This is a genomic window from Bacteroidales bacterium, from assembly GCA_016709865.1.
GTDB lineage: Bacteria > Bacteroidota > Bacteroidia > Bacteroidales > VadinHA17 > LD21.
In genome coordinates, this window is record JADJLX010000005.1 from 1,700,442 (window position 1) to 1,726,260 (window position 25,819).

At 41.0% G+C, this 25,819-nt stretch carries 19 protein-coding genes; 6 read left to right on the top strand and 13 right to left on the bottom strand.

Annotated features, from left to right (window positions below; translation table 11 throughout):
• The first annotated feature begins 190 nt into the window (after window positions 1–190).
• Window positions 191–1,162 carry a D-alanine--D-alanine ligase gene (locus IPJ16_15485; protein ID MBK7628576.1) on the top strand — a complete coding sequence of 324 codons (972 nt, stop codon included), beginning with the start codon at window positions 191–193 and terminating at the stop codon, window positions 1,160–1,162.
• Between the two features lie 61 nt (window positions 1,163–1,223).
• On the opposite strand, the gene IPJ16_15490 is transcribed toward IPJ16_15485, so the two are convergent.
• The 6 genes from IPJ16_15490 to IPJ16_15515 all read right to left on the bottom strand — a co-directional run bounded on the left by IPJ16_15490 (window position 1,224) and on the right by IPJ16_15515 (window position 9,370).
• Entirely contained in the window at window positions 1,224–2,615 is a 1,392-nt protein-coding gene (locus IPJ16_15490) for a Gfo/Idh/MocA family oxidoreductase (protein MBK7628577.1), read from the bottom strand.
• Between the two features lie 132 nt (window positions 2,616–2,747).
• Window positions 2,748–4,010 (bottom strand): PmoA family protein, encoded by a 1,263-nt coding sequence (locus tag IPJ16_15495; GenBank protein MBK7628578.1) that lies wholly within the window; start codon window positions 4,008–4,010, stop codon window positions 2,748–2,750.
• 8 nt (window positions 4,011–4,018) lie between these two features.
• Window positions 4,019–5,056 (bottom strand): uroporphyrinogen decarboxylase, encoded by a 1,038-nt coding sequence (locus IPJ16_15500; protein MBK7628579.1) that lies wholly within the window; start codon window positions 5,054–5,056, stop codon window positions 4,019–4,021.
• Window positions 5,053–7,926, bottom strand: a complete 2,874-nt coding sequence (gene gcvP / locus IPJ16_15505; protein ID MBK7628580.1) for an aminomethyl-transferring glycine dehydrogenase — start codon at window positions 7,924–7,926, stop codon at window positions 5,053–5,055. Before gcvP ends, IPJ16_15500 begins: the two co-directional genes overlap by 4 nt.
• Window positions 7,927–8,016: 90 nt before the next feature.
• Entirely contained in the window at window positions 8,017–8,652 is a 636-nt protein-coding gene (locus IPJ16_15510) for an MBL fold metallo-hydrolase (protein ID MBK7628581.1), read from the bottom strand.
• 67 nt (window positions 8,653–8,719) lie between these two features.
• Entirely contained in the window at window positions 8,720–9,370 is a 651-nt protein-coding gene (locus IPJ16_15515; GenBank protein MBK7628582.1) for a protein-L-isoaspartate(D-aspartate) O-methyltransferase, read from the bottom strand.
• Between the two features lie 97 nt (window positions 9,371–9,467).
• On the opposite strand from IPJ16_15515, the gene IPJ16_15520 reads away from it, so the two are divergent.
• The gene (locus IPJ16_15520; GenBank protein ID MBK7628583.1) at window positions 9,468–10,070 is read left to right on the top strand and encodes a sugar transferase; all 603 of its coding nucleotides are present in this window, start codon (window positions 9,468–9,470) and stop codon (window positions 10,068–10,070) included.
• A gap of 5 nt (window positions 10,071–10,075) precedes the next feature.
• Here the strand turns inward: IPJ16_15520 and IPJ16_15525 are convergent, their stop codons facing one another.
• Window positions 10,076–10,690, bottom strand: a complete 615-nt coding sequence (locus tag IPJ16_15525; GenBank protein MBK7628584.1) for a DUF4294 domain-containing protein — start codon at window positions 10,688–10,690, stop codon at window positions 10,076–10,078.
• Between the two features lie 20 nt (window positions 10,691–10,710).
• On the opposite strand from IPJ16_15525, the gene IPJ16_15530 reads away from it, so the two are divergent.
• The 3 genes from IPJ16_15530 (at window position 10,711) to IPJ16_15540 (ending at window position 14,047) form a co-directional block, all read left to right on the top strand.
• The gene (locus IPJ16_15530; GenBank protein ID MBK7628585.1) at window positions 10,711–11,343 is read left to right on the top strand and encodes a DUF3267 domain-containing protein; all 633 of its coding nucleotides are present in this window, start codon (window positions 10,711–10,713) and stop codon (window positions 11,341–11,343) included.
• Window position 11,344: 1 nt separating this feature from the next.
• A complete protein-coding gene (locus tag IPJ16_15535; GenBank protein ID MBK7628586.1) occupies window positions 11,345–12,865 on the top strand; it encodes a serine hydrolase in 1,521 nt (506 codons plus the stop codon).
• A gap of 114 nt (window positions 12,866–12,979) precedes the next feature.
• Complete coding sequence (locus IPJ16_15540) at window positions 12,980–14,047, top strand: hypothetical protein (GenBank protein MBK7628587.1); 1,068 nt, start codon at window positions 12,980–12,982, stop codon at window positions 14,045–14,047.
• Between the two features lie 134 nt (window positions 14,048–14,181).
• Here IPJ16_15540 and IPJ16_15545 read toward each other — a convergent pair whose 3' ends face one another.
• Both IPJ16_15545 and IPJ16_15550 read right to left on the bottom strand, forming a co-directional pair.
• Window positions 14,182–17,412, bottom strand: a complete 3,231-nt coding sequence (locus IPJ16_15545) for a DUF4981 domain-containing protein (protein MBK7628588.1) — start codon at window positions 17,410–17,412, stop codon at window positions 14,182–14,184.
• A 6-nt stretch (window positions 17,413–17,418) separates the two neighbouring features.
• Entirely contained in the window at window positions 17,419–18,018 is a 600-nt protein-coding gene (locus IPJ16_15550; protein MBK7628589.1) for a molybdenum cofactor guanylyltransferase, read from the bottom strand.
• Window positions 18,019–18,123: 105 nt separating this feature from the next.
• On the opposite strand from IPJ16_15550, the gene IPJ16_15555 reads away from it, so the two are divergent.
• Entirely contained in the window at window positions 18,124–18,981 is an 858-nt protein-coding gene (locus IPJ16_15555) for a dienelactone hydrolase family protein (protein ID MBK7628590.1), read from the top strand.
• A gap of 155 nt (window positions 18,982–19,136) precedes the next feature.
• Here IPJ16_15555 and IPJ16_15560 read toward each other — a convergent pair whose 3' ends face one another.
• From IPJ16_15560 to IPJ16_15575, 4 genes are all read right to left on the bottom strand, one after another.
• Window positions 19,137–20,279 carry an anaerobic sulfatase maturase gene (locus tag IPJ16_15560; GenBank protein MBK7628591.1) on the bottom strand — a complete coding sequence of 381 codons (1,143 nt, stop codon included), beginning with the start codon at window positions 20,277–20,279 and terminating at the stop codon, window positions 19,137–19,139.
• Window positions 20,280–20,283: 4 nt separating this feature from the next.
• Complete coding sequence (locus tag IPJ16_15565; protein ID MBK7628592.1) at window positions 20,284–21,660, bottom strand: rRNA methyltransferase; 1,377 nt, start codon at window positions 21,658–21,660, stop codon at window positions 20,284–20,286.
• Window positions 21,661–21,843: 183 nt separating this feature from the next.
• Window positions 21,844–24,204 (bottom strand): alpha-L-arabinofuranosidase, encoded by a 2,361-nt coding sequence (locus IPJ16_15570; GenBank protein MBK7628593.1) that lies wholly within the window; start codon window positions 24,202–24,204, stop codon window positions 21,844–21,846.
• A gap of 122 nt (window positions 24,205–24,326) precedes the next feature.
• Window positions 24,327–25,796, bottom strand: coding sequence for an amino acid permease (locus tag IPJ16_15575; protein MBK7628594.1), 1,470 nt, complete (start codon window positions 25,794–25,796; stop codon window positions 24,327–24,329).
• Window positions 25,797–25,819 lie beyond the last annotated feature (23 nt).

Consider the following 25,819-nt stretch of genomic DNA (forward strand, 5'->3'; position numbering starts at 1 on the left):
TTAATATTTCATCAAAGGTAATACATATGAACCTTATTAGCCAAATGATTAAAAAAAATATTGCGCGGGGCACAGAGCAAGTGGCATGGTGCACAGGGCGCAGGGCACATTGTACAGAGTGCAGAGCATCCGGTATTTCTTCGGAGTTTCATAAAATTGACTAATTTTGGATTGAAAAATTAAACAAAACATGAAGACTATTGCGATTGTTGCCGGAGGTGATTCCTCTGAATTTGAAGTATCTGTTAAAAGTGCAGGTGAAGTAGAAAAAATTCTATCAGGGAGATATATTGTATACCTGATAATGATGAGAGGCACAAACTGGTACTGGGAAGATCAGAAAGGCAGGTATCATAATATCGACAAGAATGACTTTTCGCTGGTCACAGATGAGCACAGGATCAGGTTCGACGGCGTTTTCATTGCTATACACGGTACTCCGGGGGAGAATGGATACATTCAGGGATATTTCGACATGATGAGTATTCCATATACCAGCTGCGGCGCATTCTGTTCTGCCCTTACCTTTAACAAGCAGGCCTGTAAACTATTCCTGAAAGAATATAATATCCCGATGGCTAATGCAATCCTTTTCCGAAAGGGTGACAGCCTTGATCCGGTAAACATTATAAAAAGAACCGGACTCCCCTGTTTTGTGAAACCTAACGACAGCGGATCAAGTTTTGGAGTTACCAAGGTGAAGCAAAAGGAAGATCTTATGTCAGCTATAGAGACAGCTTTCAGGGAGAGCAATGAGGTTATGATTGAGGCCTTTATGAAGGGCAGGGAAGTTGCATGCGGGGTAGTGAAAACAAGAAACAAGACGATTGTCCTTCCTGTAACAGAGATAATAAGCAAGAACGAATTCTTCGATTACGAGGCAAAATATACTCCCGGGATGTCGGATGAAGTTACACCTGCAAACATGCCTTCAAATATCACCAATGAGATTCAGCGACTCAGCCTGTTAATCTGCGATCTGCTTGGATGCAAGGGAATTGTAAGAGTCGATTTTATTGTAATTAATGATAAACCTTTCTTCCTCGAAATCAATACAATCCCCGGAATGACGAAAGAGAGCCTTATTCCCAAGCAGGCAGATGCAGCAGAGATCAGCCACGAAGAACTCTATTCGATGGTTGTGGAGAATATGTTTGAGTAAAGGCGCAGGGCACAGGGCGCAGGGCAGGATTTGCTCTGTGCTCTGTGCTCTATGCTCTGAGCTACCTTCCTTTCGCCATTTTCAACCCGCTGGTAGTTGTATAGTACTTGGTAATCATATTCGGTACTTCCCACTCAGGCAGTTTTCCGGCATTCATATACTCAAGGAATTTGGCAGTTACCTGTCCGAAGTGCTCTTCATGGGTAACTCTGTATTTCTTTGGAACAGAGATTTTGAGTGCACTTTTGCCAACTGCCTCAACCTGCAGACTATCATATGGTAATGAACCCACAACTTCTTTTAGCTTAGTTGTAAAGTCAGCTATTTTTGCTCCCTTAATATTCTCTATATAAAGTGTAGGCAGAAATTTTTCCTCAGCTCCCTGTTTAATTACCAGGTCGCAATTTGTTCCGTGCATAACTGAATAGTGTGTATCACCACCTCCCGGAGGAGCCTGATATTTCCATTCAACAGAGACTTTTGCATATACACCTTTAATCTGGTAGGTCATCTCTCCATTTGCATAGACGTTAAGTTTTCCGTCTTTCACATCTTTCTGAAGATAATCAGGATATGTTTCAAGATTTGTAACACCCTTAAACTCTTCAGGTGAGATTAGTGTTGGCCATCTTTTTGCAGCTTCCATTTTGATATCAGCCGGACTGAGGATCTGATCAGGGAAACATTCCCACTGTACGAGGTCGACAAGATGTGTTGTAACATCAACAATACCCTCACCCTGCTGTTCAACATCGAAGAACCATGCCGGACGAAGAAGGGGTGTGCCAGACACTATCTTTGAGAAATGATGCACACTGACCTTAGTAACTGCAGGATCTTCCTTTGTTCCGGGTTTAAGTGTTCCGAATACCTCAGGCTTCTGAGAAAGCAATTTCTGAAGTATTGTTGTTACTTCAAAGCGCTCTGTCATAATATCATATAACAAAACACCTTTCTCCTTTGCTGTAGCGAACGCTGTTTCAAGAGCCTGAAAATCATCAGGTGAGATTATCATTGGCTTATCAGCCAGTACGTTAAGTCCGGCATTAATCGACTTTGTTATATACTCAGCTTTCTTCCTGTTATTTCCTGAAAGGACAACAACATTACCTGCCTTTTCAGAGAGCATTTTTTCAAAGAAATCTGTACCGGTATAAACTATCTCGTTCCATTTTGTAGGATCTGCCGTACGGGTGTTATAGGAGTTTATTCTGTTAAGATGCTGCTGATAATCCGGCCCTTCCGGAGCATAAACATGAACGTCGGGCGACACCTGATCGTACATAATTTTCTGTACCAGGGCGGCATGAAAATGGCCCGGGTCGACAGTAAGCAGATTTACCTGGTATGTTTTTTCCATTGTCTCAGAGGATTTGTCAGTTTGCTTTGAGCCTCCTGATCCACAGGAAGTGATAATCGACGCACAAAGAATTAAGAAAGAGAGATTTTTCATAGTTTCAATATTTCGTTTGATTTTAGTTTTTCATGCCACCAAGTCACCAAGGCTCAAAGAAACACCAATTATTTTAATTGTTTTCTTGGTGATCCTTTGTGTCTTAGAGTCTTGGTGGCAATTTTTTTATCATCATTTACTAATAACTTTTACCTGTGGCGGATAAGCGAAATCATTCCATATTCTGTCACCAGCTGACTTGTCAATTTTGCCATCATAAATCAGCATTCTGTATTTGAGTCTGTAAATCTTACCCGGGTCAAGTGCCCAGTCGGTAAACCTGGTCGGGCAAAACTCGAAGTAAACATCTCCCCTTCCATTCTGTGATTCGGGCCAAACTCTCATTGGTTCAGGATGAGCTCTGTTCTCAGGATGTGAAAAAAAGGTAATCCCCGACTGACCATTCTCTTTGAACGCGCCATTCAGATCGGCCCATCGGGCATGAGAACCGTCGGCAGTGACGCGTGTTTTTCCTTCTGAGGTAAGAACTGTACTGTTATCCTTATTCCATTCTGCCGTTGCCCTGAAACCTATTCCGCCTGCATATCTGTATGCCTCGAAGACTATTGTGGAATCACCAGCAACCGTAAGGAATGTGGTGAAATCGACCAGCCAGGCTTTTATCCCGGCAACAGGTTCGGCATTCCATGCCCTGATATCCCATATTTCATTCATAGTCAGCTCTTCAGGTTTTTTTCCTCGGAAATCGATATGTTCCTGGCGGACAGAAAAACCACCGTAAACAGGACCATTTACAGTTGAATTAATACCTTCAAATCTTACAGTTCCCTGTTTGGATCCAAGATTCCAGAAGTCAGTAACATGATCACGGATCTTAACCTTGGTCCAGGGATTCCAGATCCCGAAATGGTGATAATGATCCGGGGCATCTATTCTTGTAAGAACATTACCGGAAGGTGACACTACAGGATGTATAAATCCGCTTCTCCTGTAGGCAGTATCAACTTTTGCCGGTGGGTAATGAACGGCAGTCTGATAATTAAGAATTTCTGAATTACTATTTCTCAGTATTATCCCGGTTGCAGTTACATCGGCTGTAATTTTATTTTCAAAACTGTTATTGGTGTTTTGGTACAGGAAGTACTCCCTTGATTTTCCGGGAGCAGTAGTACCATCAAGTACAAACCACAGCAATGTATTGTAACCTGGTTCAATCTGAAATGGCTTCTCAATAAGTTTACCATTTACTTTTTCTACCAGCTGATATGATAAAGTATCAATGAGTATGGTTCCTGTTAACCCGGCACTTACAGGGGTGTTTATCCTTTGGAATGCTCCGGATTCCACCGTGAAATGCAGGACTTCTTTTTTCTGAGCTCCGGCAAAAAATGTGACACTAATTAAAAGGATTACCAGAAAAATTAATCTCTTCATAATCAGGATTATTTAGAATACTTTTTTACTGCATTTATAAACGCTTCAATATTTACATTCTGCACATCGGGTGGCATCCCTCCGCCCACTGACCAGATTATTCGATCGTGATTTTTTATTTCTCCGAATGCTTTTGCCACAGCAGCATCAACCTGTTCAGGCGTGCCTGCCGCAAGAACATCTCTGGGAGGAATATTTCCCAACAAGACAACTTCTGGTCCGGCGAGTTCGCGGATCTCACCCATGGAATGATTAAAGGAGAAGTTGAACATATTTACACCCATCTTTTTGAGGTATCGTGCTGTAATTAAACCTTCAGCATCGTTATGGAGAAACCTTACCTTAACGTTAGCACTTTCGAATATACGGCTAAAATAAGGAAGAACAAATTCTTCAAATTCAACTTCACCAACGAAACCGATAATATCATCAAGAATAAGTACTCCATCAATCGAAGGGAAGCTCTCTTTCTGCCATGCCACCCAGTCGCAGATAAAATCCGTAATCTTCTTAAGGAGCCTGTGCGATCCTTCCGGATCCATTGCGAGAGCCATCATAAACTCAGTAGTCCCCATCAGGAAACTTGCTATGTTCAATGGTCCTCTGGCAACAGCAAACCTTATCTGATGATCTGCTTTATTTATTGCTTCCTGGTTATTTCTTAACCTGCTGATCATAAAAGGTAAAAGACCATCAGTTCTCACATTTGGCTGAGGTAATAACTCAACAGCCTCAATACCAGAAAGAATTCTTTCAGCATGAGGAAGATTTTTTTCAAGAAAAACCATCCGTGAACCGAACGCAGAGGGCTCGGTGCACATTCCATACTCCGACCAGAATGACGGAAGGAACCAGACATCGGGAAATGTATTAATTGCTTTCAGGTTTGATTTTAACCAGATCTCATCTGATGCATAGAAGTCGATGTTGGATGTACCATACCATCCCGGAATCCATGGACTGTCAATAATGAATCCAACAGGCTGATAGGTCAGTTTCTTCCCATCGATCATTGCTGTAAGATCATTCCAGTAAGAATTTTTCATGAGTTTCTGTATGAATCAATTGGAGCACATGTACAAACAAGGTTACGGTCGCCATACCCATCATCAATCCTGCCCACCGAAGGCCAGAACTTATTCTCAATCACCCATTTCAGCGGGAATGCAGCTTTCTGCCTGTCATAAGAATGTTTCCATTCATCTGCTGTTAATACTTTCACAGTATGCGGAGCATTATGAAGAACATTATCCTCTTTGTCGGCTTTTCCCTCTTTTACTTCCTGAATCTCATTCCAGATTGATTTCAGAGCACTGATAAATTTATCAAGTTCCTGAAGCGACTCAGACTCAGTAGGTTCAACCATAAGAGTTCCATGAACAGGAAATGAAAGAGTTGGAGCATGGAATCCATAGTCCATAAGCCGCTTTGCAATATCGCCTTCAGTTATTCCTGCTTCAGTCTTGAAGTTACGGCAATCGAGTATCATTTCGTGAGCAACAAATCCTTCAGTTCCGGTATAAAGTGTTTTGAAGTATCCTTTCAGAGAAGCAGCTATATAGTTTGCGTTCAGGATGGCATATTTGGTTGCAAGTGTTAAACCGTATGAACCCATCATCATTACGTAGGCGTGTGATATTGTAAGAACTTGTCCGCTTCCAAATGGCGCTCCTGCAACAGCAGTTGTTCCATAACTGCCTCCTGTCTTAACCAGAGGGTGCGATGGAAGAAACTCAGCAAGCTTATTGTTTACAAGAATCGGGCCCATACCCGGTCCTCCGCCGCCATGAGGAATGGCGAATGTTTTATGAAGGTTCAGGTGGCAGACATCAGCGCCAATTGAACCCGGATTGGTGAGTCCCACCTGTGCATTCATGTTGGCACCATCCATATAAACCAGTCCGCCGTTGGAATGAACTATGTCTGTCATCTCTTTGACAGCAGACTCAAATACGCCATGTGTTGAGGGATAAGTTATCATGAAACAAGCCAGATTAGCTTTGTTCTCTTCAGCTTTTTTCCGGAGATCATCAACACTGATATTTCCTTTTTCATCACATTCCACTACAACAACCTGCATGCCGGCCATTGCTGCACTGGCAGGATTGGTGCCATGTGCTGAAGAGGGTATAAGAGCAATATTCCTGTGTGCTTCGCCGTGTGTCAGGTGATATTCCCTGATAACCATTAATCCGGCATACTCCCCTGCGGCTCCTGAATTTGGCTGGAATGAAATTGCTGAAAAACCGGTAATCTCTTTCAGTGCCTCACCAAGCTCATCCATGATCTGATAATATCCTTCTGCCTGATCCTTAGGGACAAAAGGATGAATATTTCCGAATTCAGGCCAGCTCATTGCAAACATTGAACTGGCAGGATTAAGCTTCATTGTACAGGAACCCAGTGAGATCATGCTATGAGTGAGAGAAAAATCTTTTCTTTCAAGCATTTTGATATATCTCATCATCTCTGTTTCACTATGATACCTGTTGTAAGTACCCTCTTTCAGAAACTCAGATTTCCTGTAAAACTTATTATCCAGACAGGTACAGTTACCATAAGCAGTAACTTTGCCGGTATGCTTACCAGCAGCTTTTGCAAAGATCTCAGTAATAGCACTTATCTCTTTAAATGTAGTTACTTCATCAGTGCTGATCTGAACCGTATGATCATCAGGATAGTAAAAATTCATTTCTGCCTCTTCGGCCATTTTTCTGATACTATCTGCTGAAATGTTTTGTCCCAGATCAATTCTGACAGTATCGAAAAACTCAGAATTAACCTGCTTAAAGCCAAGGCCGGTCAGAGAACAGCTGATAGTGCAGGCTGACTTCTGAATATGTGTTGCAATGTTTTTCAATCCTTCAGGACCATGATATTGTGCATACATGCCCGACATAGTTGCAAGAAGAGCCTGAGCAGTACATATATTTGATGTAGCCCTTTCACGTTTTATATGCTGTTCCCTGGTCTGTAATGCCATCCTCAGAGCACTGTTTCCCTGGGCATCTACAGAAACTCCGATAATCCTTCCCGGCATGCTTCTTTTAAGCTCATCCTTTGTAGCAAAATAGCCTGCATGAGGACCGCCAAAACTCATCGGAAGTCCCATTCTCTGACTTGAACCAACAACAATATCTGCACCCCACTCACCGGGCGGTACCAGCAATGCCAGGCTTATCAGATCAGCGGCAACACCAACCAGAGTTCCGGAAGAGTGTGCCATATCCGTAAATGATTTGTAATCCCTCACCTGACCCGAAGCAGCAGGGTACTGAACAAATGCTCCGAAAAATGATTCACTGAATGTGACCTCAGTATATTTTCCTGTAATAAGTTCTATACCCAAAGGCATAGAACGTGTTTTTATTACATCAAGTGTCTGCGGGAAAACATCATCGTCGATAAAAAACTTATTTGCACCTGCTTTGACAGCCGCCCTCGACCTGGCATTAAACATCATAATCATTGCTTCAGCAGCAGCTGTCGATTCGTCAAGCAATGAGGCATTTGCGATCTCCATACCTGTAAGCTGGATGATCATAGTCTGAAAATTAAGCAACGCTTCAAGCCGTCCCTGCGAGATTTCTGCCTGGTAGGGAGTATATGAAGTATACCATGCGGGGTTTTCAAGAACATTCCGGATGATTACCGATAAGGGAGCTACACCATAATATCCCTGTCCGATAAATGATCTGAACATCTTGTTCTTTTTCCCTATACTTTTTATATGATTAAGATATTCAAATTCGCTCATTGCCTCGGGCAGGCTGAGAGGCGTTTTAAGCATCAATGAAGCTGGTACTGTTTTGCTGATCAGCTGATCAAGTGAGCTTACGCCTATTGTATTTAACATTTTGGGCAGCTCATTATCTCTTGGACCGTTATGCCTGTTGACAAATTTATCTGATGACATAGTTGTATTTTATCAATAAATAATGTTGTTTGACTTTAAATATGAGAAAGCAAAGAACTGAAATTCCTGCAAAATAAAGTATGATTTAAATTAGGAAAAATAGGGATTGGTTTTGACCTCACGTTCGATAGTTGATTCAGAACCGTGTCCTGCGTATACAACAGTTGATGGAGGCAAAACAAATAATTTGTTCCTGATACTTTTTATCAATGTCTCATGATCACCTCCCGGCAGATCGCTTCTGCCTATGCTGCCTGCAAACAGAGCATCCCCTGTAAAGACACATCCGTTTTCTTCGCTGTAGAAAGCGAAACTACCCGGCGCATGACCAGGAACATGGAGAGCAACAAGGGTAGTATCTCCAAAGGTAATAATCTGGTTATCTGACAAATATCCTCCGGGCTCAGGAGGGATTTCCATAGAAAGGCCGAAGAGCATTGCGTGCTGGGCTGCGTTTTTTCTGTTTGGTTCATCGGCCTCTCCCGACAGAGTCCTAAGATTATATCTGTCGAGCATAAATTTATTGCCGAAAATATGATCGAGATGACAATGCGTATTAAGAAGCAATACCGGATTTAGTTTTTTCTCTGCAAGGAATCTTTCAAGCTGATCAGACTCCTCCCTGTCATAACAACCACAGTCAATAACAGCACAATCGCCTGACTTGTCAGCTAAAATATAAGTGTTTTCATCAATCGGATTAAATACAAACCGGTATATCTCCATATAAATTTGCCTTTTATTTTTTGCCTTTATTTTTTGCCTTCGGTCTTCTGTCTTCCGTCTTCCGTCTTCATTTCCCATTCACAGTACCTTTCAGCATAGGTACAAAAACAAAATAACCATGATCTGAGTAGTCAAAACTATCTTCTCCTGTTCGTTCGACAACCTTCATCACCTGAGAACCCTTCCCACCTACAGGGATCACAAGTCTGCCACCGATCTTAAGCTGCTTAAGCAGAACATCAGGTATTTCGGGTGCTGCTGCAGTTATGATGATACCATCGAAAGGACCATATTGAGGTTTACCTTCGTAGCCGTCGCCGTAAAAGAAATCAATTGAATAACCAAGAGGGGCTAATATCGACTGGGCCTTGAGAAACAATTCCCTGAAACGTTCAATTGTATATACTTTAGCCCCCATCTCTACCAGAACAGCTGCCTGGTAACCCGATCCTGTTCCAATTTCAAGGATCTTATCCCTTTTCTTCACCCTTAGCAGTGATGACTGAACAGCTACAGTATAAGGCTGTGAAATAGTTTGTCCAGATGATATCGGGAAAGCCTTATCAGTATATGCATGAACCAGAAAGGCCGGATCCATAAAAAGATGCCTTGGAACAGTATCTATAGCCCGGAGCACATCTTCATCAGTGATTCCCTTCTGACGTAATTCAGCTACAAGTTTTTTGCGTTTTCCTTTTGCTTCGAATGAATCTGTCATCTGAAATTCTCAGGGGTAAATTAATTCACAAAAATATAAAAATTGTAAGACCTCAGGTCATAGATACACTACTCATTTTTTTTTGTATTTTTATGTTATGATTTTAGAAAGGAAAGCTCCCTACTATATTATAAAAACGATACTTGATTATTCGTTCAGTTTATTCTGTCTGATCATCCTTATACCTGTTATCCTGATACTTACAATAGCTATACTGGCTTTCGGTAAGGGACCTGTAATATATACCCAGAACAGGATCGGAAAAGGAGGCATGCCCTTTAAACTTTATAAGTTCAGATCGATGCACAATGGGACAGAGGATGGAGTACCACTTATAAATGGAAAGAATGATAAAAGGATAACTTCTTTGGGAAGGTTTATGAGAAAGCATAAACTTGATGAAATCCCGAATTTTGTTAATGTGCTGAAAGGTGATATGTCCATTGTCGGCATCAGACCTGAGCAGCAATTCTTTATCGATCAGTTAATATCAAGAAATCCTGACTACAAACTACTTCAGGGAATAAAGCCCGGAATTACATCCTGGGGACAAGTCAGATATGGTTATGCTGAAAATGTTGACCAGATGCTGAAACGTCTAGAATATGACCTCCATTATTTTCGTCACCGTTCGTTATGGTTCGACATGAAAGTAGCATTCTATACAATTGGAATTATAATACGGGGAGAAGGGGTATAATAAGTCTACAATCTGCCTGCATCTATTTCTGTAATAATTAATTCAATAAGGGCGTCTTCACCATATGCATCGTACTCTTCCTTAAGATTTGTTCCGAAAATACGAGCTATACCCTGCCAGAATGCGGCTGTAAGCTTACCTCTGTAATCTTTAATCAGATCATATGAAGTATTCTGGGTCTCCCTGTCGATAAGTTTTATCAGAAGTCGTCCCTGGGTCATTGTCATCGTCCTCATGTCATCTTCATACTCAGCAAAAACATCTTTTTCAACATCTCGCATATAAGTCTTTCGTGACTTTTCATCAGGTATTTTTTTCATAGCTTCATTTACCTGATCAAGCTTTCTTCTTACCATTAATGCATAAGGGTAGACTCTTTTAATATTGAGAATCAGTCTTTCATATCTGCGGTAATCGCTTCTCCTGGCACTCCTTGGACGTGCAACAACTGTAACTTCCTTTATCTCAATCTCTGGCATTGTTACACCATCACGCTTAACATTCTGAATAAGATAAGCACGGGTGGGGATAGTATCAGTTTTAGATTTTGAAGTATCTTTTTGCCCTGATATATCGGTTATGAGAAATAAGATTGCTAATATTGAAAATATCAGTTTCACGAAAGATATTTTTTTCACAAATGTATCAAAATATGGCATTCAGTGTGGAAGATCTTGATGATCAGACAAAATTCAGGCCAATTTTAGTTGTACCTTATAACGAACTTATAACATTTATTTTTGAGTATCTGAAGAAGACGACCCCGTTAATGATTTTTTTCTGGTCAGCTAATCTGCTCTTTCTGTGTTTGTCGCTGAAAATCAGAATAAATATCTCGGGAGCATTTCCGGGAATGAGTATTCTTCTTCATTCAATTATTGGGCTGATAATATTACCGATATTATGTATCCCGATCCATGAAGTATTACACATTATACCATACTATTTATCAGGTGGAAGAAATATTAGGATAGGTATGGATCTGAAGCAATACCTGTTCTATGTTACCGCACACAGGTATGTTGCATCTCCTGTTCAGTTTAAAATTGTGGCAATTATTCCCTTCATTTTAATTAGTATCATAACAGTTTTAATGATACTGCTGCTTCCCGGCTTATGGAAATGGAGTCTTTCACTATTTCTGTTTGCCCATACTACTATGTGCGCCGGCGACTTCTCTCTTCTGAATTTTTACTATCTGAATCGTGAAAAAAAGATCTATACCTGGGATGATGCCGATCTTAAAATAGCTTATTTTTATGAAAAAGTATGATATGAAAAAAAACTTGACTTTGGTAGTCCTGTTAGTATTTGCAACTTGTTCGGGCTTAAGATCACAGGTTTCAAAACAGGATCTGGTAAAGATAGATGAAACAGTTAAGAAAGCATTTGAAGTCTTCAAACCAACCGGACTTGCTGTTGCTGTAGTTAAGGATTCAGCAATATTATATCATAATGCACTGGGCTTTTCTGATGCCGGACTTAAGAGGCCGGTAAGTACAACATCCTTATTTAATATCGCTTCATGTTCCAAAGCATTCACTGCGGCATGCATAGGCATCCTTGTTGATGAAGGCAAGGTAAAATGGACCGACAAGGTAACTGACTATTTCCCTGAATTCAGACTTGCAGATGATTATATTACACGGCAGCTGACTATCGAGGATCTTCTCTGCCACAGGTCAGGATTGGGTACTTTCTTCGGTGATCTGCTCTGGTATAATACCGGTTACACCGATGAAGAGGTGATGATTAGGATGCGTAATGAACCTATTACAAGAAGATTTGGCATTGAATTCGGTTATCAGAACATAATGTTTATGATTGCCGGGGATATAATAGAAAAAGTAACTGGTCAAACATGGTCTGAGTTTGTTGATTCAAGGATTTATACCCCACTGGGTATGGTTCAGACAAAACCATCAAACGATGAGATTACTAAAGATCAGGACATTGCATTCGGGCATATCAACAATAAAGTTCTTGATATTTACGACTTTAATGCCGCAAAATCTGCCGCAGCAATGTATTCAAGTGTAGATGAAATGAGCCTCTGGACAATGATGATGCTGAATTCAGGCAAATACAAAGGGAAGCAGATAATCTCAACCGGCAGCCTGACCAGGATACTTGAACCTCATACAATCCTGGGTGCATCAGCCTCACAAAAGAAACACGGAATAAATTTTTACACCTACGGACTGGGCTGGTTCATATACGATTACAATGGCAAAAAGATAGCAGAACATGATGGAGGAATGCCGGGTTATATCAGTAAAGTCACTTTGATTCCTGAACAGAAGATTTCGATAATTATTCTTAATAACGGGAATGATTTCTATATTAACAGTGCTCTGATAGGTGATCTTATGGATATTCTTGTGAAAGGAAAAGAATTTGACTGGATCGGGGAATATACGGCCATTAAAACACGGTCCGACTCTTATGAAGAAACAAGCAACAGGAAACGTATCGAAAGCCGGGTGGCTGGTACCAAACCTTCACTTGACCAGGCAGGATATATCGGTATTTTCCGTGATAAAAGCTATGGTGATGCGGAAATAAAAATTGATGGAGGTAAGCTCATACTTACTTTCCTTCCTTCAAAAACTGTTTTTACCGGTGAACTGGAACACTGGCATTACGACACTTTTAAGGTAGTTTTTAAGGATGAGTATCTCACATTTGGACTTATTACCTTCAGTTTTGACTCAGAAGGAAAGGTAACAGGATTCAAAATCGATCTGCCTTCCGGTGATTTTCATTTCTGGAATCTGGATTTCAGGAAGGTGTAGAAAGGCTTAAAGGCATAACGGCGCAACGGCACAATGGCTCTATGGGCTCGGCGAAAGAAATAGAAACCAGTGTAACTCCTTGGTTAATATATAAATACAATAAACTATATTCCTATGAAAAAACAAATTATCATTTCGCTTTTACTTATAGTTGTTACATTTAATGTATTCGGGCAAAGAAAGATTGTAAACCTTCCCGACCTGCCCGGATATGTGACTCTGAAGTGCGACTTTCATATGCACACAATATTTTCAGATGGCAATGTGTGGCCAACTGTAAGAATTGATGAGGCTCTCCGCGACGGTTTGGATGCCATTGCAATAACTGACCATCTTGAGTATACTCCAAAGAAAGACTTTGTGCCGGTTGATCATAATGCAGCATGGAAGATAGCTGAAGCATATGCAAAGGAAAGGAACATTATACTGGTTCATGGTACAGAGATCACCCGTAAGATGCCTCCCGGACATATGAATGCTTTGTTTATAACCGATGCGGCACTTATTGCAAGAGACTCTGCATGGGACTGTTACGAGGCTGCAATTAAACAGGGAGCATTTCTTCAATGGAACCACCCTGGATGGAAATCACAGCAACCGGACGGAATTCCAAGAATGTATGATATTCACTACAAACTGATTAAAAACGGATGGCTTCATGGAATTGAGATTTTCAACGATGAGAACTACTATCCCCAGGTTTTTACTATGGCAAAACAGCACAACCTTGTATTAACAGGAAATAGTGATGTACATGCTGTAATAAGTGAAGTATATCCGGAAGCAGAAAAAAGCAGAAGGCCAATGACACTGGTTTTTGCAAAAGACAGAACTCATAATTCACTCAAAGAAGCAATGTTTGCAGGCAGGACGATGGTATATTTTCAGGATATGCTTGCCGGGAAAGAGGAATTTGCAAAACCTTTTTTCTACCAGTCAATTTCGGTGAGCAAACCATTTTATCAGAATGACAAGACAATCATCTTTGAAGTGACTAACAAGTCGGATGTACCATTCTATCTGATTAACGGTATAGCTAATGCCCCGGCTTCAATTACCCTGGCTGCAAATTCAGTGACAAGAGTTTCTGTAAGTAAAAAAGTCACAGGTCCTTTGGTATATGATGTAAAAAATATACGTACAGGAGAAAATGAAGTCCTGAAAATAGAACTGAAATATTAATGAATATGATTCTTCTCAGTGAACCTCTGTGTATCCTCTGTGTCTCTCTGTGTAACAAAAAATAAGAACTGACACAGAGTTACACGGAGAGAAAGACACAGAGTCACACAGAGAAGAAAAGAAGAAAAAGACAATCAGAATTTCTGTTTTGCCAGTTTCAGGATATCATCATCTTTTACAACCGGTCTGATTCTGAATGAGTATTCATACTTCATGTCAAGTAAACGATACTGAGGATGAATTTTTGCACCCCAGGAGTTATCGCCTCCAACGCCCATCTGACCCAGATCGACATTCAGATTTACAAGGTCACGCGGTTTTACATCGACAGTATGAGTATTTGCTGTGCTGGCATCGGCTCTGTACTGCGATAATTTACCCGGTGATTCGAAGTCATCATGAATATTATTAAGGGCAGAAAATGAGATCAAAGGTGATCCGCAAATCAGGATGCCAGTCTCATTATCATCAGTTAATGTCAACCAGCGGGTATCAGTTTTGTAGCCATTTTCCTGCGGACGGATATAAGGTGTATACTGGTCAGGAACAGTACTCTCATATAACCCTATATCTGCAGAGGTTTTTCTGTCGACATAGTTCTCATGAGGTCCGCGGCCAAGCCATGTCAGATTAACGAACTCCTGGGGTAGCTGCATCTGCATACCCATTCTCGGGATCTCAGGTATAGTTGATGAGATCTTCGAGAACTGGTTCTTAATAATCACATCTGCTGATCCAAGAATTGTGTATGAACTGATGTATCCTGCAATTTTTTTACCTTCAGTATCAGGAATATCATAGTTAAAACTGACTATTACTTTCCCCGGTTCCGGCTGGCTTATATTTGCCTTGGTTACAACTGTTCTCTCTCCTGCCTTTTTCCAAACACCCAGAAGCTTGTCCATATCATAACCATAGTCATTATCGGTAGGAGGCCTCCAGAAATCAGGCTCCGGACCCTTCTTAAGGATTTCCTTTCCCTTATAATTAAACGACTCCATTCTTCCGCTAACAAGATCAAAAACAATTTTCAGATCGCTGCCGCTAATCTCAAGCTTCTTGTCTATTGTTTTGGTCTGAAGCATAGCCAAAGGATCACTCTTCATTGACTCCTGTATTGCTTCGAGTGGCAGTTTGAACTGAGCTGAAGCATAAACATGATCTTCAGGAACATAATTCCATTCATCACTTCTTGAGAACCTCAGGTTCAGAAAATATTCTGCACCGGGAGCGGGAGCAATTTTCTCTATAGGGATCATGTAGTTTGACGAGCTCTTAGGTTTGAAATCAGATAATGGGATCTTCCCAGACTGAAGGACATTTCCATCTGAAATAACTTCCCAGTCAAAATTAAATTCTGCAAGGTTAGTAAAATCATATTTATTGGTAATCTTAACCAGTCCAGTTTTCAGATCAACCGGCTCAAAACCAACGTACTGATATACTCTTTTAACTTCATATAATCCGGGGTGTGCAGTTCTGTCTGGCCAAACTAATCCGTTAAGACAAAAGTTGCCATCACTTGGTATTCCGGCTTCACCATAGTCTCCACCGTAAGCCCAGTATTTCTCGCCATTCTCATCGGTTTTCAGGAGACCCTGATCGACCCAATCCCAGATAAACCCTCCCTGGAGCTTGGGATATTTCTCAATTACATCCCAGTAATCCTGCAGATTGCCTGTTGAATTACCCATTGCATGGGCATATTCACACATTATCATCGGTCTGTCGTTTTTCGGATCTTTGGCATAGGATTCAATAAATTCAATTCTGGCATACATGTCAGCCCAGATATCGGTATGCCTCTCAGGTGCATTTGTTGCTTTTTCAGCCCTTTCATACTGAACCATTCTTGTATTGTCCCTCGTTTTGATCCATTTATATCCATCAAGAAAGTTTCTTCCGTCGCCGGCTTCATTACCCATTGACCAGATAATAACAGAGGGATGGTTTTTATCTCTTTCAACCATCCGTTTCATCCTGTCGAGATGAGCGGCTGCCCATTCAGGCTTGTCAGCAATTGTTACATCTTTGTCATATCCAATACCATGAGATTCGACATCGGCTTCATCAACGAGGTAAAGACCGTATTTATCACACATCTCGTACCACAGTTCCTGCTGCGGATAGTGTGATGTTCTGACAGCATTAATGTTATTGCTTTTCATTACCCTGATATCTTTAAGAATAGTTGCTTCGTCAATGACATGACCATTGATATCGTGGTGCTCATGCATGTTTGTACCTTTAAGATAGATAGCAACACCGTTCACAAGAAGCTGTGAATTAATAATTTCCACCTTTCTGAATCCGATTTTTGAACTTATACTTTCAAGGATGTTGCCGTTTGTATCCTTAAGATTAAGAACCAGTGAATATAGGTTTGGTTTTTCTGCGGACCATTTCTTGATTGATGGAAAATTCTTAAGAAATCCAACTTCGGCTTTGCCTTCAAATAATTTTACATCTTTCTTTTCTGAATAGATCTTTTCATCACCATCGTAAAGGGAAGCATCAACAATAAAATCTCCTGCATCGGAAGCTGCTCCACTCAGTGATACTGCTAGTTTAAGCAGTCCATCGTTATAATTATTCTCCAGGTCACCAACAGCAAAAAAATCATTAATACGGGTTTTTGGACGGGCGTGAAGAAAAACACTTCTCTGAATTCCGCTTAATCTCCAGAAGTCCTGATCTTCCAGGTAGCTGCCGTCGGACCATCTGTATACCTCTACTGATAAAGTGTTGTTGCCGGATTTTAAAAACCCGGTTATATTAAATTCAGCAGGTACTTTGCTATCTTCACTGTAACCGACAAGCTGTTCATTTACCCATACATAAAATGCAGAACTGACAGCACCGAAATGAAGGAATACCTCCTTGTTCTTCCAGTCGGAAGGAATATTGAAACTCCGTTTATAAGAGCCAACCGGATTCCACTCATGATGAATAAAAGGTGGATTCATCTTGAATGGATAACCAATATTTACATATATGGGAACATCATAGCCTCTCATCTGCCAGTTTGAAGGCACATCAATATCTTTCCAATCACGTGTGTCATAGTCATCTTTAAAGAACCAATAAGGCCTCTCATCGGGAGATTTCACCCAGTTAAACTTCCATGTTCCATCAAGCGAAACATAGTTCGGCGAATTAGACGTTACAGCCTCAAGAGCACTCTGCTCATCCGCGAAACTTATCATTGTTGCATGAGGATCCTCTCTGTTTATATTGAAGATCGCAGGATTTTCCCAATCGCGCGGCTCCTTTTCGGTAAAAGCAATACCTTCATATTTGCTGTACTTTTTACAGGCTGATAATGAAACCACAAGCAACAGGATGAAAAATGGAATTCTCTTCATATCTTTTTATTTTTTGGAAGTTTTAAAGTTAATAAAATCTGACGGAGTATTAATATTTGTAAATGCAATCTTAGTTTCTTCAGAATCATCTAATTCCATATATCTTGTATTAATTATGGTAAGAAACTCCCTTACAGCATGCCCTGAATCATATGAAAGATACTCTTCAAGTTTCTTAATAACAGAGACTCTGTAGATTGCATGCAGCGGTTCAATATTTTGATTCACAGACGGAATAAGTGCATCACAACTATTATTAAGAAAATAATCTGCCTGCCTGATAATCACACTTTTGTTAAGTGAAGGCATATCCCCGGCAACTATAAACACTGCATCAGATGATGAAGCCTTCATTGCTGCATGAATTCCACCAAGCGGTCCCACTTTTTTAAAAAAGTCACCTGTAATCCTGTGCCCGGAGTATTCATTGAATTCCTCAGGTGAATTTGTAACAATAATTATTTCAGGGAAAATCTCATTGAGAATTTCTGCAATTCCTGAAATGATTGTCCTGCCATTCAGTACCAGATTTGCCTTTGTTCTGCCATCGAAACGGGAATTTGAACCACCTGCCAGAATTACGCCGGAAATATTGTTGATTTTCACTATTTTTATGTATCTTGATGCTTTATGTTTTTATGATAACATACAAATATAAAAAATATATCCGGCCTTAGAATTTACTCTATAAACTATCAAAATCTTCTCATTATGGATCAGAAAATCACCACAATTTACAATGACTACAGGCAAGGGCGAACAAACCGCCGCGATTTTATCAGAAAACTTGCCATGGTTGCCGGCAGTACTGCCGCCGCTTTAGCACTGCTCCCTGTTCTTGAAGAGAATGGTCTGAAAGCGTCAGCATCTTACCAGGATGATCCCGACCTCGTAACTGAATTCATTACCTATCCGGCATTTACCGGAGATATGAAAGCATTCATGGCAAGGCCAAAGTCCGGAAAGAAGTTCCCGGCCGTAATCGTAATTCATGAGAACCGCGGGTTGGTACCTCATATACGTGATGTTGCCAGGAGGATGGCTAAAGAAGGTTTTCTTGCTATTGCTCCCGATGCCCTATCTCCTGTTGGCGGTACCCCTGAAGATATAAGCAATGTTGGTGAACTGTTCAAAAAACTAAAACCTGAAGAGACAACAAAGAACTTCGTTGCTGCAGTCAAATATCTCAAAACCAATCCTATGTCTACAGGAAAAGTTGGTTGTACAGGTTTTTGCTGGGGAGGAGCCATGACTAATCAGGTAGCTGTAAATGCACCGGATCTTGATGCAGCAGTACCTTACTACGGAAGACAGCCGGCAGTTGAGGATGTACCTAAGATTAAGGCTCCTATAATGGCACATTATGCAGGGAACGACCAGGGTATCAATGCCGGGATTGCTGCTTTCGAAGAGGCACTCAAAGCAAACAAGAAAGAGTATCAGATATTCATGTATGAAGGTGCAAATCACGCCTTTAACAACGATTCAAATCCAGAACGTTATAACGAACAGGCTGCTAAACTGGCCTGGGGAAGAACAGTGGGATTCTTCAAGGAAAAATTGAAATAAGTACAGTAAAACAAAGGTTAACCACGGAGTACACGGGGTATCACGGAGTTGTTCACGGAGTTATTTATGAATTAAACATACTCCAGTAAGCATTACAGTGTTACTCCGTGTTACCTTCGTGTAACTCCGTGTAACTCCGTGGTTTAAAAGTATAATCAGAGGTTTTGGTTTTTCCAGGCTATGGCTATTGCCTCAACAAATGGCCTGCAATGATTAAAGAAATATTTATATCCACTACACAGGTAGTTGAGTCCGGATTCACCATCCGGACTTTTTATTATCCTGTTCTTAGGACATTCACCGTTGCACATCGGTAATACTTCGCACTGCCTGCAATACATTGGTAATGTTTGCGACTTTGCCAGTCCGAATGCTTTCTGTCCGTCGCTGTCTAGAAAGTGCGAAACGGAATGCTCTTTCAGATTTCCCAGTAAATTATCGCTATTGACATAATGATCGCATGAGTAGAAATCTCCATTGTGTTCAACTACAGGTACTCCGCCACAATTCTCCTTAAAAATACAAAGAGTGTGCCCCTGATTAAAAGCAGGTCTCACTGCCTCTTCGAAAATCTGAATTTTAATTTCTCCAATATCCTTTTCAACCCATTCGTCGAAAACTGCACTCAGAAAAAGACCGAATTCTTTGGAAGGAACCGAATTTGAAGAGACGCCTCCCGGAGAAGAGATGTCGGGCTCTACAAGTGGCAGAAATGCCACATAGAAAGCACCAAGCTCCCTGATAAAATGATATACTCTCAGAGGTTCACTAACATTAAACGCATTAACAACACAAAGCACTTCAGGAATTATTCCATGTTTCTTTAAAAGGTTAAATCCCCTCAGCACCTCCGCCAGAGTGTCGTGACCATCACGGGTGCGCCGATTCATATTGTGTAGTTCCCCGGGACCATCCAGACTTACACCCACAGTAAAACCTTCATCCGAAAGAAAAGTACACCATTCTTCATTAAGAAGGGTCGCATTCGTCTGAATACCATTCTGAAGTGTTTTTCCTGATGGTTTGTATTTCTTTTGAAGTTTTACAGCTTTTTTAAAGAAATCAATTCCCGACATCAAAGGCTCACCACCATGCCATGAAAAAGTAATTATGTTATCTGTTGTTGCCTCAATATGCTGAATTATGTAATTCTCCAGAATATCATCATTCATAAGCATGCGCCCTTTATGAGGATAAATTTTCTCCTTCTCGAGGTAATAACAATAACTGCAATTAAGATTGCATACTGCTCCCACGGGCTTGGCAAAAATCTGAAATTCACGTGATTCCACCGACATCAAATCACCATTTGATTAGACTATCCACTCCTGCCTCTGAAGAGTTCATTCTTATTCTCCATTCAACAGGAAAGTAATTATTAATTCTGTTTCCCAGGTTTTTAATGAAACCCAGATTCACCCCTCTGAAGGTTAAAAGTGTCCACCCTTTCGTCGAACCTGCAAGGGGGAAGGCATCCCGCCGCATATACGCAATTGCCTCATTCAGGCCAACCTCTGCAACTTCAAAAGCCTCATTCCTGATATGTTTTGACAAAGCAAGATCATGCGCTGGCAGGTAATCATTTTTCTTCACCACAAATAATTTTGTACCCGGCATCACAACATTTAAATTCTGAAAAAGGTATGTATATTCATCTATATCGCAGGGGACAGAAAACAGCTCCTCTCCCCATCTTAATAACCTCTCTTTTGAAAAAAGCGTGCTTCTTTCAACCACATCATAATCAATCTTTCCCGGTTTAAGCTCAGGCCTTATCTGACTCTTTGCCTTTACCATGTTATTCCTGGCTGTTTTCCTGATAACCGAAATGAAGAACCCTTCTCCCCTCGCCTTTCCCGGGTGAAACCCATACCCTGTAACACCCTGATAATCAATCTCTGTAATTTCCTTTAAATCAGAAATATCCAGCTTCACATTCTCAGCTTCATGTTTACCGGTAAGCCATTTGATATTCTCTTCGTTTTCACAGGGATTAAATGTACAGGTACTATAGATCAGCAGACCATTTTCCTTCAGAGATGGCCAGATATCCATCAGTATTCTCTTTTGTCTTTCTGCACAGTGGGCGGTATTCTCAACCGACCATTCTGAGACGGCGACTTCAGTCCTGAACATTCCCTCTCCTGAACATGGTGCATCTACAAGTATTATATCAAAATAACCTGTAAGTCTGCCAAAGACAGCCGGATCGTTTTGAGTGACTATTGCATTTCCGGCGCCCCATTTTGTTATTGTTTCGGAAAGAATAACCGCCCTTGATCTGATTACATCATTGGTGATTAACAGGCTGCCAGTGCCAATCAGATCAGACAAATGAGTACTTTTTCCTCCAGGGGCACCGCAAAGGTCCAGCACTCTGATGTTCTCTGAAGATCCTGCAGCTTGCCTGACTGCCTGTTCGAGGAACATACTTGATGCCTCCTGCGGATAATAGCACCCTGAATGGAAAAGAGGATCAAGTGTGTATGATGGTCTGGAGGGAAGAAAATAGCCATTTTCGCACCAGGGAACAGATTCTCCGGTTAATGGTTTCTTATCCCACTTTGACGGATTTATTCGTATGCTTACCGGCGATGGCTCTTCCAATGCCTTCAGAAGAGACTCAGAATCAATATATTTCTGATTTGCAATTCTATTTTTAAATGCTTCCGGAAACATAAATCTTATAAAATGCCAAAGTTAAAAACAGTTACACAGAGAGACACTGAGGAGACACAGAGAGACACTGAGAAACCAAAAGCCAGTTTCTGTATTTGCTCTGTGTAACTCTGTGATTCTCTGTGCAACTCTGTGTAACAAAAAATTCAAATATTAAGAACTCCAGATCTATTAATGAATTTTCTATTTTGTTATTAAAGGAATCCGAAAAATTGTGATACTTGCCGGACCAACCTTAAGCTTATTGCTGAATGCTAGAGGTTCCGGTCCTTCGATAACAACCACAGGTTCCCTTCCCGGTTCGTTTGTAGACATATCGTCGGGGGCTGTAACTCTCCAGATCTCAGCACCGGATGATAATGTGCTTCCTGTTACATTAAGAGGGAAATCAACCGGTTCCCAGGTTGGATTAATAACAGACACTGTTAATGTGTCGCCACCTGTTGTAAGTGTAGCGCCGATATCAAGAGGACGAAGATCACCGCGGATCTCAACAGGAATGAATCCGAACTTGGCGCGATAAAGTTTTAATACCTGTCCTGTTGCATCAAAAACAGAATGTGTGGTATTAGTCTTTATACAACCTATTACATTGACAGTCTGGGCATAATTGGCCATATAAATTATGTCGGAGCTTTTAGAATATTCATTTATACCTGCAGCAATTCCCATAGCATCCCTGAAGAAATATCTGGTTCCGAGTTCGCCATAAATATGCGGACCATACCAGTAATTCCATTCATCCATACAAATCCTTATATCTTTTCCCTTAAGGGCAGGTATCGTATTCCTGTATTCCCTGTGAGCCACGGCTTTCTCCCTGATGGCATCAGGAATCTGCTTAACATGAGTCATAAGTCCGCCGCCATGATAATCCTGCTTATAAAAATGCTCGCTTATATAATCCATTTTGTCTGAGCAGTTTGCGAGCACCATTTTATCCCAGTCGCCTAGGTCGCCAACAGCTATCAGCTTTATTGAAGGATCAACAGATCTCATCCTGTCGGCAAATTCATTGTTCTTCGCTACAAACTGTTCTGTCGACATGTGCCCAAGCTGCCAGTCGCCATACATCTCGTTTCCTATTGACCACCATTTAACACCCCATGGCTTATCATGACCATTTGATGCCCTTAGTTTACCCATCGGTGTATTAACATCCCCATTCGTGTACTGGACTTCTGCCATGGCTTCGTCTGAGTTACCCAGACCTGCATTCACCGCAATATATGCCTCAGTGTTAAGCAGTTCACAGAATTTCATGAATTCATGTATACCCACATCATTTGCTTCCACACCCTGCCAGGCCGGATTCTTTCTCGGAGGTCTTTTATCCCTGTCGCCGATACCATCGCGCCAGTTATATCCGCTTACAAAATTACCTCCCGGCCAGCGATAAACAGGTGAGTAGAGTTCACGAAGCAGAGTAAGAACGTCGGGTCTGAATCCTTCAATATTATCTGAAGGCATAAGTGAAACAGTACCAACCCAGAGTTTTCCGGTGCCGATCGGCTCAACTGATAAAACTGCATCGTGTACAAGAGTAGTTGATTTAAAGCTAATCGGATAGGTAGCATATTTATTTGTAAGACCTGTCAGATCTACAGTCTCAGTTTTATCAGCCCACTTAAGAGTAACAACAGCTTTTTGAATTCCTGAAGTTGCCTTAAGTACAATTCTTCCCGTATAATCAAGGTTTTCCTTCAATCCAAGATTCTCCTGGATAAGTATTGCTTTTTTCTCACCGGCTGATTCAAGAACAGGGGTCTGAGATCCGGTAAATGGCTCTCTGGTCTCCATCGAAACCAATGATTGCTCACCGCCGATCCTCCAGGCTGACTCCCTGGTGCCTGGAACATACCAGAATTTACGGTCTTCAAGCATTTCAGCCCAGATACCACCGTAGATGCAACGTCCTAGATGCTCAATAAACTGTCCGTAGATATAAACAGGCATTGGTTCAGCTTTAACACCTGTATTTATTTTAACATCGGTTGCGATCTTTTCCGAGGAAATAAGCTCCATTTTCATATCATCAAACCAGGCTCTGCCTTTGCCATTTCTCTCCACATCAAGAACGCACGCAATTGTAACACAATCGTTATTACCGGTTTCAAACTCGTATGATACCTGAGTCCAGTCATTTGTACCGGATAATCCGGTTGGTTCTACCTTCAGACCTTCAAGCCTGAAACCTGCCCCTTTATTATTAGCCGATAAAATGTTCTCTGTTTTTACCCAGCCTGAAAAACGATATTTCGACCATGGTTTAAGCAGGACCTTTGTGCTCCAGCGCCCGGATGCCATTCTGCCGGCATCTATAAAAAGACTCTTGGTTCCTGAATGAGCCACATTATCGTAGAAATGAATAACATTTCTGGCCCTGGCATCAAAGGTCCATCCTTTTACAACCGAACCTTCAGTAATTTCGGCTGATGGATTCTGAATTACACCAATTTCAACAGATTGGTTAGAAGCATTTTTACCGGTGCACCCATAGAAAAGAATTGTTGCTGCTGAGAAAATGAAAAGGAGTTTTTTCATAATGGTTCAGGTTTTCAGTTTTATAATAGTATTATGAAATAATACGTGTAAATCTTACACTTATTTAATATACTAAGATAAGAATTCTTTATTTTCCTATGCCCTATGGGCAATAAAATCGGTTATGGAATAATTTCTTCCTCTTTCACCTGATTTTTTGAAAATCTTCTCCAGAGATAGAACACCGGTATCCCCAACAATACAATTCCCAGTCCGGGGAAGGTATAGTTAGGTTTATAGATCAGAAGAATGACCATAATTGCAAAAGTTGTAAGTATGTACAATGCCGGAATAACAGGGTATCCAAAAGCCTTATAGGGCCGAGGGATATCCGGTCTTTTCTTCCTGAGAATAAAGATCGCAAGGATAGTAAGTGTAAAGAAAAGCAGCACTGCAAATATTACATAATCGAGCAGATTCCCATATGTTCCTGAAAGACATAATAATACTGACCAAACACCCTGAACAATTAGTGCAAATGCAGGAACTCCTTTATTATTAAGGCTCCCTACCTTTTTAAAGAAAAGTCCGTCTTTTGCCATTGCATAATAGACTCTTGGTCCGGCAAGTATCATTATATGGTTACAGCCAAAGGTGCTGATCATAATAAACACCGCCATAATGATTGCAGCATAATCGCCCACAATCACACTCATAACAGATGTAGCTACCCTGTCGTCGGTTGCATATTGTATACCACGAGAGACGGCATCAATTCCATCGGGAGAACCATGAAGCGGCAGTATTCTGATATAAACCAGATTTGCAACAAGGTAGAGGGAAGAGACCAGAAGAGTTCCAAACAGAAGACTTAATGGGACATTCCTTTTCGGATTTATCACTTCTCCGGAGATGTAAGTAATGTTATACCAGGCATCAGCTGAAAACAATGAACCCACAAGAGCAGTCCCGATTGCTGCGATCAGAGCGAATCCTGCTATTGGAATTATCTGATTTCCCTCACCGATTTTCGATGCCTGCCAGAAAACTTCTTTATTCACATCAAAAGAGGTAATGCCCTTTGTCACAAGCAGACCTACTACTATAAAACCAAGAAGTGCGATTACTTTTGTAGATGAGAAAATATTCAGAACAATCTTGCCTGTAACAATACCTCTGGTATTCAGCCATGTTAGAAAAGCAATCATTGCGATGGCGACGAACTGAGTGGAGGTAATATTTAATGAACCAATAGATAAAAGTATATTACTTTCTGATATCCATGGGAATATAACACCACTAAATTTCGCAAATCCGACTGCAACAGCAGCAATCGAACCACACTGGATTACAAGAAAAGTTGTCCAGCCAAAAAGGAATCCAATCAACGGGTGATAAGACTCTCTGAGATAGACATATTGACCTCCTACACTTGGCATCATGGCAGCCAGTTCTCCATAACTCAAAGCACCAATGATTGTAATTAGTCCGGTTATAAGCCACACCATCATAAGCCAGCCGGGAGACCCGACACTTCTGGCAATATCAGCACTTACTATAAAAATTCCAGACCCGATCATTGCGCCTGCAACCATAGATATCCCATCAAAAAGATTTACACGGGTCTGAAGAAAGTGCTTTTCCTGCGACATATTTTAAGTGTTAAGTGCTAACA

Excerpts from the sequence above, each read along its gene's own strand:
- IPJ16_15485 (MBK7628576.1), top strand. The coding sequence starts at position 191 with ATGAAGACTATTGCGATTGTTGCCGGAGGTGATTCCTCTGAATTTGAA.
- IPJ16_15490 (MBK7628577.1), bottom strand. The coding sequence starts at position 2,615 with ATGAAAAATCTCTCTTTCTTAATTCTTTGTGCGTCGATTATCACTTCC.
- IPJ16_15495 (MBK7628578.1), bottom strand. The coding sequence starts at position 4,010 with ATGAAGAGATTAATTTTTCTGGTAATCCTTTTAATTAGTGTCACATTT.
- IPJ16_15500 (MBK7628579.1), bottom strand. The coding sequence starts at position 5,056 with ATGAAAAATTCTTACTGGAATGATCTTACAGCAATGATCGATGGGAAG.
- gcvP (MBK7628580.1), bottom strand. The coding sequence starts at position 7,926 with ATGTCATCAGATAAATTTGTCAACAGGCATAACGGTCCAAGAGATAAT.
- IPJ16_15510 (MBK7628581.1), bottom strand. The coding sequence starts at position 8,652 with ATGGAGATATACCGGTTTGTATTTAATCCGATTGATGAAAACACTTAT.
- IPJ16_15515 (MBK7628582.1), bottom strand. The coding sequence starts at position 9,370 with ATGACAGATTCATTCGAAGCAAAAGGAAAACGCAAAAAACTTGTAGCT.
- IPJ16_15520 (MBK7628583.1), top strand. The coding sequence starts at position 9,468 with ATGATTTTAGAAAGGAAAGCTCCCTACTATATTATAAAAACGATACTT.
- IPJ16_15530 (MBK7628585.1), top strand. The coding sequence starts at position 10,711 with ATGTATCAAAATATGGCATTCAGTGTGGAAGATCTTGATGATCAGACA.
- IPJ16_15535 (MBK7628586.1), top strand. The coding sequence starts at position 11,345 with ATGAAAAAAAACTTGACTTTGGTAGTCCTGTTAGTATTTGCAACTTGT.
- IPJ16_15540 (MBK7628587.1), top strand. The coding sequence starts at position 12,980 with ATGAAAAAACAAATTATCATTTCGCTTTTACTTATAGTTGTTACATTT.
- IPJ16_15545 (MBK7628588.1), bottom strand. The coding sequence starts at position 17,412 with ATGAAGAGAATTCCATTTTTCATCCTGTTGCTTGTGGTTTCATTATCA.
- IPJ16_15555 (MBK7628590.1), top strand. The coding sequence starts at position 18,124 with ATGGATCAGAAAATCACCACAATTTACAATGACTACAGGCAAGGGCGA.
- IPJ16_15560 (MBK7628591.1), bottom strand. The coding sequence starts at position 20,279 with ATGTCGGTGGAATCACGTGAATTTCAGATTTTTGCCAAGCCCGTGGGA.
- IPJ16_15565 (MBK7628592.1), bottom strand. The coding sequence starts at position 21,660 with ATGTTTCCGGAAGCATTTAAAAATAGAATTGCAAATCAGAAATATATT.
- IPJ16_15570 (MBK7628593.1), bottom strand. The coding sequence starts at position 24,204 with ATGAAAAAACTCCTTTTCATTTTCTCAGCAGCAACAATTCTTTTCTAT.
- IPJ16_15575 (MBK7628594.1), bottom strand. The coding sequence starts at position 25,796 with ATGTCGCAGGAAAAGCACTTTCTTCAGACCCGTGTAAATCTTTTTGAT.